The sequence below is a fragment of the Amycolatopsis sp. DSM 110486 genome, assembly GCF_019468465.1.
Taxonomy (GTDB): Bacteria; Actinomycetota; Actinomycetes; order Mycobacteriales; family Pseudonocardiaceae; genus Amycolatopsis.
Window position 1 is genome coordinate 6,036,359 of sequence record NZ_CP080519.1, and the last position, 12,789, is coordinate 6,049,147.

Consider the following 12,789-nt stretch of genomic DNA (forward strand, 5'->3'; position numbering starts at 1 on the left):
GAGGCGCGAAGGGCAGGGGGCCGAAGCAGCGTGTGGACGCAGCGGGACCAGATCCAGGCCTACCAGTTCCTTCGGCGGAGGCTCGTCTCCGCGCTCGTGGCCGCCGACGCCAACCACCCCGTGTCGCCCAGCCGCCGGCTCGTGCTCGGCACGGTGCTGGGCCTGGCCGCAGCGCTGCTGGTGACGGCCGTGTTCGGCGTGATCGGCCTGCTCAACCCCTCGGGCGGCAAAGACTGGCTGGCCGGCGGCCACGTGATCGTCGAGGAGGGCACGGGCGCGCGGTTCGTGCTCGGCGCCGACGGCGCGGTGCACCCCGTCCTCAACTACGCCTCGGCCCGCCTGCTCGCGGGCGGCAACGGCGACGCGACCGTGTCCGTGTCCTCCACCGACCTCGGCGCCGCCCCGCGCGGCACGGAGATCGGCATCTCCGGCGCCCCCGACTCGCTGCCGGCCACGACCGCGCTCGTCTCGGCGCCGTGGACCAGCTGCAGCCGCACGACGCAGGACGCGCCCGCGTCGGCCGAACCCCTCGTGGCGGTGGTGCTCGGCGCGCCGGCCGCTGGAACGGAGCTGCCGCGGGGCTCGGGCGTGATCGTCCGGCTGCCCGCGGGCCAGCGCTACCTCGTCACCGACGGGCGCCGCTACCAGCTCAGCGACGAAGCCGCGGCCGCGCTGCAGTTCGACAGCTACCCGACCATCGCCGTGTCGTCGCGGTGGATCGACACCGTGCCCGCCGGACGCGACCTCGGCGAGATCGCCGTTCCCGGCGCCGGCGGCCCCGGTCCGCGCGTCGGCGGCGTCAACACCCGCGTGGGCGAGGTCCTCGCCGTGGTCGACGCCATGGCCAGCGCCGGCGACGCGAATTCGTACTACCTCGTGCACTCCGCCGGCCTCGAGCCAGTCGGCCAGACGGAGGCGAGCCTGCTCGTCACCACGCCCGACAACGAGTCCGCGTATGAGGGCAACCCGGCGCCGGTGCGCGTACGCGCGGCCGACGTCGCCGCGGTGCCGAAGGTCGCGGCTTCCCGGGCCGGCGGCGCGGACCCGGCCGCCTACCCGGACCGGATCCCCGGCAAGGCGCCGATCACCGGCTCGTCGGTGACGCTGTGCGCGCAGGGCGGGCGGATCTTCGTCTCCGCCGACGTGCCGGTGCCGCCGGGCGGGCGCGCGCTGCCCGTCACGACACGGCGCGACGCCCGAGTCGCCGACGAGGTGTACGTGCCGCCCTCGGGTGGCGCGGTCGTTTCCGACACCGGTTCCGGCACGACCTACCTGGTCACGGACCTGGGGAGAAAATATCCGGTCGCGACCGCCCCGGCGCTCGCCTCGCTCGGTTACGGTTCCGTGGCCAGGCAAGCGCTCGCGAGCGGTCTCCTGGCACTGGTGCCGACGGGACCCGCGCTGGATCCGGCCACGGCCGGGCAGCCGGTGCCGTCGGGTGGAACGGGGTGAGCGAGTCGGTGCACATGACAGAGGAACGGCCACGCGCCGAAGAGACGCAGCCCGCCCGGATCCGGGTGGCGGTGATCGAAGACCACCCGCTGTACCGGCGGTCGGTGGAGCGCGTGCTCGCCGAGTCGCCGGACATCGAGCTGGGGGCGGTCGTCGACTCCGTCGCGCGTTTCCACGTGGAACGCCAGCCACCGGGCTCGGTCGTGCTGCTCGACCTCGGGCTGCCGGGTGTCGCGGGCGCGGCCGCCGTGCTGGAGGTGTGCGAGCTCGGGCACCACGTGCTCGTGGTCTCGGCTCAGGCCGAGTCGGAGCAGGTGCTCGCCGCGATCTCCGCCGGGGCCAAGGGGTTCCTGTCCAAGGACGTGGACATCGACGAGCTGCTGACCGCCATCCGCGCGGTGGCCGAGGGCGGCTCGTACGTGTCGGCCGTGGTCGCCGGGATGATCATCAAGGACAACACCGAGCGGCCGGTGACGCGGCCGGAGATGGAGCTGTCGCCCCGCGAGGAGCAGGTGCTGCGCCTTGTCGCGGCGGGCGAGCGGGACATCGACATCGCCGCCATTCTCGACATCGGTGTCCGCACGGTGCGCGGCTACCTCGACCGCATCCGCGACAAGACAGGCGAACGCCGCCGGCCGGGCCTGGTGAAAGAAGCCATCCGCCGGGGGCTGGTGGGCGGCGCGGGAAGGACTTCCTGACATGACCGACGCTGGGGGAGGCGCCGCGGAGGAGCCGGCCGGGATCGACCGGATCCGCGTCGGCGTGATCGAAGACCACCCGCTCTACCGCGACGCCGTCGCCCGGGTACTGACCGAAGCCCCGGACATCGAGCTCGGCGCCGTCGCCGACTCCGTCGCCCGCTTCGCCGTGCAAGAGCAGCCGCCGGGCAGCGTGGTCGTCCTCGACCTCAAACTGCGCGGGGTCCAGGACGCGGCCGCCGTCCTCGAGGTCGGCCACATGGGCCACAAGGTCCTCGTCGTCTCCGCCCATGCCGAACAGCCCGAGGTCCTCGGCGCCATGCAGGCGGGCGCCAAGGGCTTCCTGTCCAAGGACGTCGACGGCGACGAGCTCCTGCGCGCCATCCGCACCATCGCCCAGGACAATGCCTACGTCTCGCCCACCCTCGCCGGCATGATCATCCAGGACAGCGAAGACCGCCACGCGGGCCCCAAGATCGTCCTGTCGGAACGCGAAAGGCAAGTCCTGCGCCTGGTCGCCGCCGGCGAACGCGACGTCGACGTGGCCGAGATCCTGAACATCAGCGTCCGCACCGTGCGCTCCTACCTGGACCGCATCCGCGACAAAACGGGCGAACGCCGCCGCGCGGGCTTCGTCCGAGTGGCCATCCGCGAAGGCCTGCTCCGCTGACCCTCCCGGCCTCGGCTCTCCCCTCGCCCCCCAACGCGGCATTGGTTGCGCTCAACGCACCGAACGCCACATTGGGGCGCTCTGGCCCCACCAAACCGCCGCCCGCCTGCCCAACTGACCATGCACCCTGGCCGCGTCCACCCTCACGACCGCCGCCCACCCACGCAGCGGAACCCTGCACCCAGACCCGCCCCGGCACCCCGATCCGAAGCCTTCTTGCGGACGGCTCACCGGCCGTCAACACAATCCAGCTTCGGGGTGCACACCCCACGCAACACGCCCCCGCGAGGACCGCATCCCCCGCACAGCCTCACGCAACACGCCCTGCGAGGACCAGAAACCGCACCCACCGCAACACGCCCCACGAAGGACCTCTAAAGCCTCCGATTCGCCAACGCCCCAGTAGCCCCCCGAGCCTTCCCCGCCACCGCCGGATCCACCTCCACCACAACCGTCTCCGGCGCATCCCCCAACTCCACCAGCACCCGCCCGAACCCATCCGCCACCACCGAATGCCCGATCCCCGTCGGCGCCTTCGGATTCACCTCGATCCCCGAAGCCGCCGGATCAGCCTGCCCACACCCCACGACCCAGCAACCCGAGTCCAACGCCCGCGCCCGCACCAACACCCGCCACTGGTCCAGCTTCCCGTCCCCAGCACCCCAAGAGGTGGGGACCAGCACGATGTCCGCGCCATCATCGGCAAGACTCCGGAACAGCTCCGGAAACCGCATGTCGTAACACGTAGCCACCCCGAACACCGTCCCCTCGACCTCAAACGTCACAGGGGTCTCACCCGGCGCCACCGTGTCCGACTCCGCGAACCCGAACGCGTCGTACAGGTGGATCTTGTCGTACCCCAGCCGCTGCCCGAGCCCGGTGATCAGCAGCGTGTTCCGCACCCGTCCGTCCTCGGCCGGCGTGAACATCCCCGCCACCACCAGCACCCCGTGCTCCTCGGCGATCGCCGACACGGCCGAGGCCCACGGCCCGTCCAGCGGCTGCGCGACCGGCCCCAGGGGTCGGCCGAAGCGCGCCATCGTGGCTTCGGGGAACACGACGATGCGGGCGCCGTCCGCCGCCGCGGCTTCGACGCCGGAGCGAACCAGTTTCAGGTTGTCCTCCGGATCGTCGCCCGAGTTGAGCTGGCACAACGCGATCCGCGGCACAGGGCACTCCCTCATCGTGGGACAAGTCGTCACCACCGAGTATCCCTGCCCGAAGCCCGAGAGCCACCTCGTACCCTGGTCACCATGCTGAACCGCACCGACCTGCGCGGGCAGGTCCCGACCGCCGCCGAACTGCGCGCCGCCCTGCCGCGCGCCGAATACGACGTGGACGCGGCGCTGCATCACGTTCGGCCGGTGGTGGAGGCGGTCCGCGACCGCGGTGTGGAGGCCGCCCTCGAGTACACCGAGCAGTTCGACAAGGTCCGCCCGGCGACCGTGCGCGTGCCCGTGGGCGAGCTCACCCAGGCCCTCGAAGCGCTGGACCCGCAGGTGCGCGCCGCGCTCGAGGAGTCGATCAGCCGCGCCCGCAAGGTGCACGCCGACCAGCGCCGCCAGGACGTGACCACGCAGGTGGTCCCCGGCGGCACGGTCACCGAGCGCTGGGTGCCGGTGGAGCGCGTCGGGCTGTACGCACCGGGCGGGCTGGCCGTGTACCCGTCCACCGTGGTCATGAACGTCGTCCCCGCGCAGCTCGCGGGCGTGCGTTCGCTGGTGGTCTGCTCGCCCCCGCAGGCGGCCTTCGGCGGCCTGCCGCACCCGACGATCCTCGCGGCCGCCGCGTTGCTGGGCGTCGAAGAGGTGTGGGCCGTCGGCGGCGCGCAGGCCGTGGCGCTGCTCGCGTACGGCGGCACGGACACCGACGGCGCCGAGCTCGCCCCCGTGGACATCGTCACCGGGCCGGGCAACATCTACCTCACCGCCGCCAAGCGCCTCGTGCGCGGCGTGATCGGCATCGACTCCGAGGCCGGGCCCACCGAGATCGCGATCCTCGCCGACGAGACGGCCGACCCGGTCCACGTGGCGGCCGACCTGATCAGCCAGGCGGAACACGACCCGCTCGCCGCGAGCGTCCTGGTCACCACGTCGGAGGAGCTCGCCGACGCCGTGGACAAGCAGCTCGCCGAGCGCGTCGCGGCCACCAAGCACAGCGAACGCGTCGGGCAGGCGCTGGGCGGCAAACAGTCCGGCATCATCCTGGTGTCCACTGTGGACGAAGGCCTGCGCGTGGTCGACGCCTACGCCGCCGAGCACCTCGAGATCCAGACCGCCCACGCCAGGGAAGTCGCCGGCCGCGTGCGCAACGCGGGCGCGGTGTTCGTCGGGGCCTACGCACCGGTGTCGCTCGGCGACTACTGCGCCGGCTCCAACCACGTGCTGCCCACCGGCGGCTTCGCGCGGCACTCCTCAGGCCTGTCGGTGCAGAGCTTCCTCAAGGGCATCCACGTGGTCGACTACAGCGAGGACGCGCTGCGCGAGGTCGCCGGCCGCGTCGTTGCGCTCGCCGACGCCGAGGACCTGCCCGCCCACGGCGAGGCCGTGACCGCGCGGTTCGCGGGGGAGGGCCGATGACCGAGGCGACCCCGGCCGTGCCCGGCGCCGAGGTGACCCTCGACGCCCTGCCGCTGCGCGAGGACCTGCGCGGCAAGAGCCCTTACGGCGCACCGCAGCTCGACGTGCCCGTGCGGCTCAACACCAACGAGAACCCGTACCCGCCGCCGCCCGAGCTGGTGGCCGACGTGGCCGAGGCCGTGCGCGCCGAAGCCGCTTCGCTGCACCGCTACCCGGACCGCGACGCCGTCGTGCTGCGCACCGAACTCGCCGACTACCTCACGGTGTCGACGCGCGTGGTGCTGTCGGAGGCGAACGTGTGGGCCGCCAACGGGTCCAACGAGATCCTGCAGCAGATCCTGCAGGCCTTCGGCGGGCCGGGCCGCAGCGCGCTCGGCTTCGAGCCGTCGTACTCGATGCACCCGATCATCTCCTCCGGCACGCGCACGGAGTGGGTGCCGGTGCCGCGCCGGCCCGACTTCACGCTCGACACCGCGCGCGCCGCGGAGCTGGTGGCCGAGCGGCAGCCGGACATCGTGTTCGTGACGAGCCCGAACAACCCCACCGGTGGGTCGATCCCGCTGGAGCAGCTGCGCGGGGTCCTCGAAGCCGCGCCGGGCATCGTCGTGGTGGACGAGGCCTACGCCGAGTTCTCCTCGCAGCCCAGTGCGGTCCGGCTCATCGCCGAGTACCCGGCGAAGCTGATCGTCTCGCGCACCATGAGCAAGGCGTTCGCCTTCGCCGGCGGACGGCTGGGTTACCTCGCGGCCGCGCCGGCCATCGTGGACGCCCTGCAGCTCGTGCGCCTGCCGTATCACCTGTCCAAGCTCACGCAGGCCGCCGCGCGCGCCGCCTTGCGCCACGCCGACGCCACGCTCGCCACCGTCCACAAGCTCTCCGCCGAACGCGACCGCGTGGTGGAAGCCTTGCTGGGACTCGGGTTCACCCCGGTGCCGAGCGACGCGAACTTCGTCCTCTTCGGACAGTTCGCCGACGCGAAGGCGAGCTGGCAGTCCTACCTGGACCACGGCGTGCTGATCCGCGACGTCGGCATCGAAGGCCACCTGCGCGTGACCATCGGCACCCCGGAAGAGAACGACGCGTTCCTCGAGGCGAGTAAGGAAGTACCGCGATGACCCGCATCGGCAAGGTGGAACGCACGACCAAGGAGTCGTCGATCCTGGTCCAGCTCGACCTCGACGGCTCCGGCCAGGTCGAGATCTCCACCGGCGTGCCGTTCTACGACCACATGCTCACGGCGTTCGGCGTGCACGGCTCGCTGGACCTCAAGGTCGAGGCGACCGGCGACATCCACATCGACGCGCACCACACCGTCGAGGACACCGCCATCGTCCTGGGCCAGGCCCTGCGCCAGGCCCTGGGCGACAAGAGCGGCATCCGCCGCTTCGGCGACGCGTGGATCCCCATGGACGAAACCCTGGCCCACGCGGCGATCGACGTCTCGGGCCGCCCGTACTGCGTGCACGTGGGCGAGCCGGAGCAGTTCAACACGTTCACGATCGGCAACAACTACCCGTTCGTGCTCACGCGCCACGTGTTCGACTCGCTGTCGTTCCACGCGCAGATCGCGCTGCACGTGCGCGTGATCCACGGCCGCGACCCGCACCACATCGCGGAGGCGGAGTACAAGGCCGTCGCGCGGGCTCTGCGCGCTGCCACGGAACCCGACCCGCGAGCGGCCGGGATCCCGTCCACGAAGGGCGTGCTCTAGGGAAAGCTCCTCCGGGGCCGGTACAACGCCTGACTAGATCTCGAGGTGCGAGTCGACGCCGCCGTCGTGCAGGTCGACGTTCGCACCGACGGATTTCATCAGGCGTTGTGCCGCCTTGTTGTCCGTGGTGGTCGAAGCGACATACCGGCCTCCGCCGCCTTCGCGGGCCGCGTCGATCAGGGTCTCGGTGACCCACTTGCCGATCCCGCGGCCCCTGGCCCAGCGGGCGACCCAGACCTGGGCCTCGATCTCGACCGACTTGCCACGGTGGACGGGGTGCAGCCGCGCGCCGCCGACGATGGTGCCGCCGACCTGGATGGTCCAGGCCGAGGTGGTCGCCGTCTCCGGGTCGAGCGAATTCCGGCGGTGGAACACCAGGAACGCCTCACGCCGCTCGGGGGTCCAGCCCGGTGGGCCGTCCATCGGCGGCAACACCTCGAGCGGGTCGGCGCCCTCGACCGCGACGTCGAGCAGCCGGACCAGGGCCTGCTCGTCCAGCGGGGTCAGGACGATCTCGGCATCGGCGGCTCCGCTCACCCGGAGAGCTTGCCACGTCGAGCCGCCGAACGCGATGCCCGGGGGTCCGCAGAACGAGGGAGACGTGGGTCACGTGCTCGACGCCGACTCCGCATCGGAGAGCGCCGCGGCCTCGCTGCCCAGTCCTGGCCGGGTGGAGGTCGTGTGGCACGCTGAGCTTCGTGAGCAAAGAGATTGTCGCCATCCTGCTGCTGGCGCTCGCCGGCTTCCTGGCCGGTGGCGTCTACTCCACGTGGAAAACGGCGAAGTTCATCGCCGTGGCCCTGGGTGTCGCGGCACTGCTGGCGATCGGCGGCGCCGTCGCCTGGCTGGTCGGCTGAGCGACCCGCCAGACGGACGGCGCGGCTTCACACGCGGGCGGGCTCGCGCTCGTCGTCACCGCGGCTGCCGCGGGAGTCGGACGCTTCGAGCGCCTTGGCCAGGCCCTCACCCTCCACGTCGACGTTCGGCAGCACCTTGTGCAGACCGCGCGGCAGCCACCAGGCGTGGCGCCCGAGCAGCGACATCACGGCCGGCACGATCGTCATCCGGATCACGAACGCGTCCACCAACACGCCGAACGCGAGCGCGAAGCCGATCGACTGGATCAGTGTCGACTCCGCCAGCACGAAGCCCGCGAACACGCTGATCATGATCAGGGCCGCGGCCGTGACCACGCGCGATCCATGGCGGAAGCCGGTGACCATGGCCTCCTGCGGGTCGGCGCCGTGCACGTGCTCCTCGCGCATCCGCGTCACCAGGAACACCTGGTAGTCCATCGCGAGTCCGAAGAGGACACCGATGAGCAGGATCGGCAGCATGCTCATGATCGGCCCGGTCGACGCGACGCCGAGCAGGTCGGTCAGCCAGCCCCACTGGAACACCGCGACCACGGCGCCGAACGTCGCGACCACCGAGCCGAGGAAGCCGAGCGTCGCCTTCAGCGGCACGACGATCGAGCGGAACACCAGCATCAGCAGGATGAACGCGAGCCCGACGATCAGCGCCAGGTAGGGGATCATCGCGTCGGACAGCTTCTCGGACACGTCGATGTTCGCGGCCGTCTGGCCGGTCACGGCGAGGCTCGCGCCGGTGGTCTCGTGCAGCGCCTCGGACTGCGAGCGGATCGCCGCCACCAGGTCCTCGGTCTGCTTGCTGCTCGGCCCGCTCTTCGGGATCACGGTCAGCAGCGCCGTGTCCCCGTCGGCGTTCACGCGCGGCGGCGTCACCCCGGCCACGTCGGGCAGTGTGCTGATGCCCGCGACGGCCTGCTTCAGCGACTCGGGGTCGTGGTTCACGCCGGTGTCGACGACGACGAGCAGCGGGCCGTTGGCGCCGGCACCGAAGCTCTCGCTCACGAGGTCGTAGGCCTTGCGCTGTGTGGAATCGGGCGCCGCGGTGCTGTCGTTGGGCAGGCCGAGCTGCATGCTCAGCGCCGGGATGGCGACCACGACGAGGCCGGCGAGCGCCGTGAGTAGCACGGGCCAGCGGTGCCGGGCGACGAACCGGGCCCAGCGCTCGCCGTGCGAAGCCTTGTCCGTCTTGCGGCGCAGGCGGATCCGGCCGCCCATGACCCGGGTACCGGCGAAACCGAGGATGGCCGGCAGCAGCGTGAGCGCGATGAGCACGGCGATCGCGACGGTCGCGGCCGCGGCGATGCCCATCTGGCCGAGGAACGGGATGCCGACCACGGTGAGCCCGGCCAGGGCGATGATCACGGTGAGCCCGGCGAACACCACCGCGGACCCGGCCGTGCCCGCGGCTCGGCCCGCGGCCTCCTCGGGTTCTCGCCCGATGCTGAGCTCGTGCCGGTAGCGGGAGACGATGAACAACGCGTAGTCGATGCCCACGGCGAGCCCGATCATCAGGGCCAGCACCGGGGTGTTGGAGTTCAGCTCGAGCGAACCCGAGGCCAGCATGATGCCCGCCATGCCGATGCCGACACCGATCAGCGCGGTGAGCAACGGGATGCCGGCGGCCAGTAGCGATCCGAACGTGATGATCAGCACGACGGCCGCGACGGCCACGCCGAGGCCCTCGGTGGCGCCGGTCGCGGGCATCGCCTGCACCGCGTCGCCGCCGAACTCGACTTCGAAACCGCGCTGCTTGGCGCCGTTCGCGCTGTCGAGCAGCGCCTGGCGGTCGCTGTCCGTGAGCTCGAAGCCCTTGACCTGGTAACTCACCTGGGCGAGTGCCACACGGCCGTCCGGCGAGATCGACTTCGCCTGGAACGGGTCGGCCACGCTCGAGACCTTCGGTGCCGTCTTGAGGCTCGCCACCGTCGACTCGACCGCGGCCTTGCCGGCGGCGTCGGTCACGGTGTGGCCCTGCGGGGCCGCGATCACGACCCGCGCGGTCGCGCCACCGGCCGCGGCCTGCGGGAACTTCGCCTGGAGCTGGTCGATCGCCTGCTGTGACTCGGTCCCGGGGATCGTCACCGAGTCCGAGAGCTGGCCGGACAGCGTGAGCGCGCCGATGCCGAGCGCCACGAGCACGGCCGCCCACACGGCCGAGACGAGAGCGCGGCGCCGGAACGACAACCGGCCGAGCCGGTACAGAAATGTCGCCACGAGTGTTTCTCCGTTTCGCCCGGATAGGGCCTTCGTCACACGAACCAGTGATTCCGAAGCTAGCCGATCGGCAAGGAGGCTGCCAAGCCGATCGGCAAGTATGTGACTAGCCGCACGGCTAGGAGTTTGCTTGTCGATCGGCAAGTATCTCGGTTTGCCGATCGACTAGCTGTCACGTACGCTTCCTGGGCTTGACGAGGAGGAACGATGACTACCGCCGCCCCGGCAGAGGACACTCGGACGCGGCTGCTCGGCACCGCGCTGCGGCTGTTCGCCGAACACGGCGTGGAGGGCACGTCGCTGCAGATGATCGCCGACGCGCTCGGGGTGACCAAGGCGGCCGTGTACTACCACTTCAAGACCAAGGCGGAGATCACCGAAGCCGTCGCGGCGCCCGCCATCCGCGAGCTCGACCACATCGTGTCGGAGGCCGCGAAGCAGCGCCGCCGCGGCACGCAGGTCGACTACCTGCTCGAGGGCTTCGTGGATCTGGTGGTGCGCCACCGCGTGCTCGTCGCGCTGTTCTCCAGTGACCCGGGCATCAACCGCGCGATCGAGAACTCGACGCGCGGGATGGAGGGCTTCAAGAACGCCCTCATCGAAATCCTGGCCGGGCCCGAGCCCGACATCTCCTCACGGGTGGCGGCGCTGGTCACGCTCACCGGCCTCGCCATGACGGGCGGCTCGCCGGACATCGCTCAGCTCGACGACGAAAGCTTGCGCCGCGAGCTCGTCGACGCCGGCCGCCGGCTGCTCGGCCGGCCCCGCCGGCACCACGACTAGTTCTCGGTCAGGTACTCCGGCGCGACGGCGGCGGTCAGCCACACGCCGTTCGCGCTGCGTTGGAACTCGTGTCCCGCGACGGCCATTTCGCCCGCGGCAACGCGAAGGACCACCGGACGACCGTGCCGGGCCCCGACCGCGAGCGCGGTTTCGACGGCGGCCGACAGGTGCACGGCGTGGCGGCGCATCGGCCGCAGTCCTTCGGTGTAGATCGCGGGCAGGAAGCGCGTCGCGGTGCCGTGGTAGAGCGCCTCGGGCGGAGCGAGGCGCTCCAGACCCAGCTCGACGCTGACGCTGTGCCCCTGGTTCGCGCGGATCCTCGTTCCGCTCCCGTCGAAGGCGAAGCGCTGTTTGTTGTTGCGCTCCACCACTTCCGCCAGCTCGGCCCGGCTCACCCGCACGCCGTGGGCGCGCAGCGCCGCCAGCAGCTCGTCGACCCCGACCCAGCCGGCGGCATCGAGCGTGAGGCCGATCGACTCGGGTTCGTGGCGCAGGTGGTGGGAAAGCCGCTTCGAGACGCGGATCATGTGTTTCTCATCCATAACGGCTCAAGTGACCCATATCCGCGCCCGCGCCACAACGGAAATTCGGCCGCGGGGAAGCTCAGATGCCGCCCTCGGAGACCGGGCGCAGCTTGCTCGCGCCGGGGCCGAAGCGGGCCAGCTCGTCGTCGGCGTTGTACAGGCTGCAGCTGCGCAGCGAGAGGCAACCGCAGCCGACGCAGCCGGTGAGGCGGTCGCGCAGGCGCTGCAGGGCGTCGATGCGCGCGTCGAGCTCGTGCTGCCACTCGCGCGAGAGCCGCGCCCAGTCGGCTTTCGTGGGCGCGTGGTCGGCGGGCAGCGTGGCCAGCGCGCCGCTGATGTCCTCCAGCGAAAGGCCCACGCGCTGCGCGGCCCGGATGAAGGCGATGCGCCGCAGCACCGAACGCGGGTAGCGGCGCTGGTTGCCGGCCGAGCGCTCGGACGTGATGAGCCCCTTGTCCTCGTAGAACCGCAGGGCCGTGTGCGGAACGCCGCTGCGTTCGGCGACCTGCCCGATGCTCAAGTGCTCCGCCAACCTCGTCATTGGTCCAGGTTAGCGCTTGACCTAGACATTGGTCGAGGTTGCACGGTGGGAACATGACCACCACAGCAACGGCATACGCGGATCTGCCCAGGCTGATCTCGCTGATGACCGGCGACGACAAGCACCAGGCCGCGGCGGAGTCCACAGTAGACGTTCTCTGGGTGCTCTACGACCGCGTGCTCGACATCTCGCCCGAAAACTTCCACGACCCCGGCCGTGACCGGTTCCTGCTCTCCAAGGGACACGGACCGATGGCCTACTACGCCGTGCTCACCGTCAAGGGTTTCCTCGACGAGGCCGAGCTCGCCGACTGGTCCTCGGCCCGCTCACGGCTCGGCCACCACCCGGACCGCAAACGCGCGCCCGGCGTCGAGATCTCCAGCGGTTCGCTGGGCCACGGCCTGCCGATCGCCCTCGGCACCGCGCTGGGCCTGCGGGCGCGCGGCTACGTCAGCCGCGTGGTGACCCTCGTCGGCGACGCCGAACTCGACGAAGGCACCAACTCCGAAGCGATCGTCGTCGCCGCGCGCCTGGGCCTGGACAACCTGACCACCGTGGTCGTGGACAACCAGTCGTCCACGCACGGCTGGCCCGGCGGCATCGCGCGCCGGTTCGAGGTCGAGGGCTGGGCCACGCGCACCGTCTCCGGCCGCGACCACGAAGCGCTCTACGACGCGTTCACCACCGAACACCCGGGGCGCCCGCTCGCCGTGGTCGCCGTCGTCGAACCGAAGGGCTGACGAAC

General features: G+C 71.4%; 14 protein-coding genes. 9 read left to right on the forward strand and 5 right to left on the reverse strand.

The window, feature by feature from the left end; genetic code table 11:
• The first annotated feature begins 30 nt into the window (after positions 1-30).
• Genes eccB through K1T34_RS29335 form a run of 3 tightly spaced genes read left to right on the forward strand, consistent with a single transcriptional unit; the run spans position 31 to position 2,820 of the window.
• Entirely contained in the window at positions 31-1,452 is a 1,422-nt protein-coding gene (eccB, locus tag K1T34_RS29325; protein WP_220237996.1) for a type VII secretion protein EccB, read from the forward strand.
• A 14-nt stretch (positions 1,453-1,466) separates the two neighbouring features.
• Positions 1,467-2,150 carry a response regulator transcription factor gene (locus K1T34_RS29330; protein WP_220237997.1) on the forward strand — a complete coding sequence of 228 codons (684 nt, stop codon included), beginning with the start codon at positions 1,467-1,469 and terminating at the stop codon, positions 2,148-2,150.
• A 1-nt stretch (position 2,151) separates the two neighbouring features.
• Positions 2,152-2,820, forward strand: a complete 669-nt coding sequence (locus tag K1T34_RS29335) for a response regulator transcription factor (protein WP_220237998.1) — start codon at positions 2,152-2,154, stop codon at positions 2,818-2,820.
• A 374-nt stretch (positions 2,821-3,194) separates the two neighbouring features.
• Here the strand turns inward: K1T34_RS29335 and K1T34_RS29340 are convergent, their stop codons facing one another.
• Positions 3,195-3,989 carry a carbon-nitrogen hydrolase family protein gene (locus K1T34_RS29340; protein ID WP_220237999.1) on the reverse strand — a complete coding sequence of 265 codons (795 nt, stop codon included), beginning with the start codon at positions 3,987-3,989 and terminating at the stop codon, positions 3,195-3,197.
• A gap of 84 nt (positions 3,990-4,073) precedes the next feature.
• Between K1T34_RS29340 and hisD the strand changes: the two genes are divergently transcribed.
• The 3 genes from hisD to hisB are packed head-to-tail and all read left to right on the forward strand — an operon-like array spanning position 4,074 to position 7,110.
• Positions 4,074-5,399, forward strand: coding sequence for a histidinol dehydrogenase (hisD, locus tag K1T34_RS29345; RefSeq protein WP_220238000.1), 1,326 nt, complete (start codon positions 4,074-4,076; stop codon positions 5,397-5,399).
• Positions 5,396-6,514, forward strand: a complete 1,119-nt coding sequence (locus tag K1T34_RS29350; protein WP_220238001.1) for a histidinol-phosphate transaminase — start codon at positions 5,396-5,398, stop codon at positions 6,512-6,514. The genes hisD and K1T34_RS29350 overlap by 4 nt, the downstream gene beginning before the upstream one ends.
• Positions 6,511-7,110 carry an imidazoleglycerol-phosphate dehydratase HisB gene (gene hisB, locus K1T34_RS29355; protein WP_220238002.1) on the forward strand — a complete coding sequence of 200 codons (600 nt, stop codon included), beginning with the start codon at positions 6,511-6,513 and terminating at the stop codon, positions 7,108-7,110. Before K1T34_RS29350 ends, hisB begins: the two co-directional genes overlap by 4 nt.
• 33 nt (positions 7,111-7,143) lie before the next feature.
• On the opposite strand, the gene K1T34_RS29360 is transcribed toward hisB, so the two are convergent.
• Positions 7,144-7,647: a GNAT family N-acetyltransferase gene (locus tag K1T34_RS29360; protein WP_255637668.1), complete on the reverse strand. Its 504-nt coding sequence runs from the start codon at positions 7,645-7,647 to the stop codon at positions 7,144-7,146.
• A gap of 161 nt (positions 7,648-7,808) precedes the next feature.
• On the opposite strand from K1T34_RS29360, the gene K1T34_RS29365 reads away from it, so the two are divergent.
• Complete coding sequence (locus tag K1T34_RS29365) at positions 7,809-7,967, forward strand: hypothetical protein (RefSeq protein WP_220238003.1); 159 nt, start codon at positions 7,809-7,811, stop codon at positions 7,965-7,967.
• Between the two features lie 27 nt (positions 7,968-7,994).
• Here K1T34_RS29365 and K1T34_RS29370 read toward each other — a convergent pair whose 3' ends face one another.
• On the reverse strand, positions 7,995-10,196 hold the full coding sequence (locus K1T34_RS29370) for an MMPL family transporter (protein ID WP_220238004.1): 2,202 nt from the start codon (positions 10,194-10,196) through the stop codon (positions 7,995-7,997).
• A gap of 207 nt (positions 10,197-10,403) precedes the next feature.
• On the opposite strand from K1T34_RS29370, the gene K1T34_RS29375 reads away from it, so the two are divergent.
• On the forward strand, positions 10,404-10,979 hold the full coding sequence (locus K1T34_RS29375; RefSeq protein WP_220238005.1) for a TetR/AcrR family transcriptional regulator: 576 nt from the start codon (positions 10,404-10,406) through the stop codon (positions 10,977-10,979).
• Here K1T34_RS29375 and K1T34_RS29380 read toward each other — a convergent pair.
• Complete coding sequence (locus tag K1T34_RS29380; RefSeq protein ID WP_220238006.1) at positions 10,976-11,521, reverse strand: RNA 2'-phosphotransferase; 546 nt, start codon at positions 11,519-11,521, stop codon at positions 10,976-10,978. The two genes, K1T34_RS29375 and K1T34_RS29380, sit on opposite strands and share 4 nt — an antisense overlap.
• Before the next feature lie 61 nt (positions 11,522-11,582).
• Positions 11,583-12,044, reverse strand: a complete 462-nt coding sequence (gene soxR / locus K1T34_RS29385) for a redox-sensitive transcriptional activator SoxR (RefSeq protein ID WP_220238007.1) — start codon at positions 12,042-12,044, stop codon at positions 11,583-11,585.
• A 53-nt stretch (positions 12,045-12,097) separates the two neighbouring features.
• Between soxR and K1T34_RS29390 the strand changes: the two genes are divergently transcribed.
• On the forward strand, positions 12,098-12,784 hold the full coding sequence (locus K1T34_RS29390) for a thiamine pyrophosphate-dependent enzyme (RefSeq protein ID WP_220238008.1): 687 nt from the start codon (positions 12,098-12,100) through the stop codon (positions 12,782-12,784).
• Positions 12,785-12,789 lie beyond the last annotated feature (5 nt).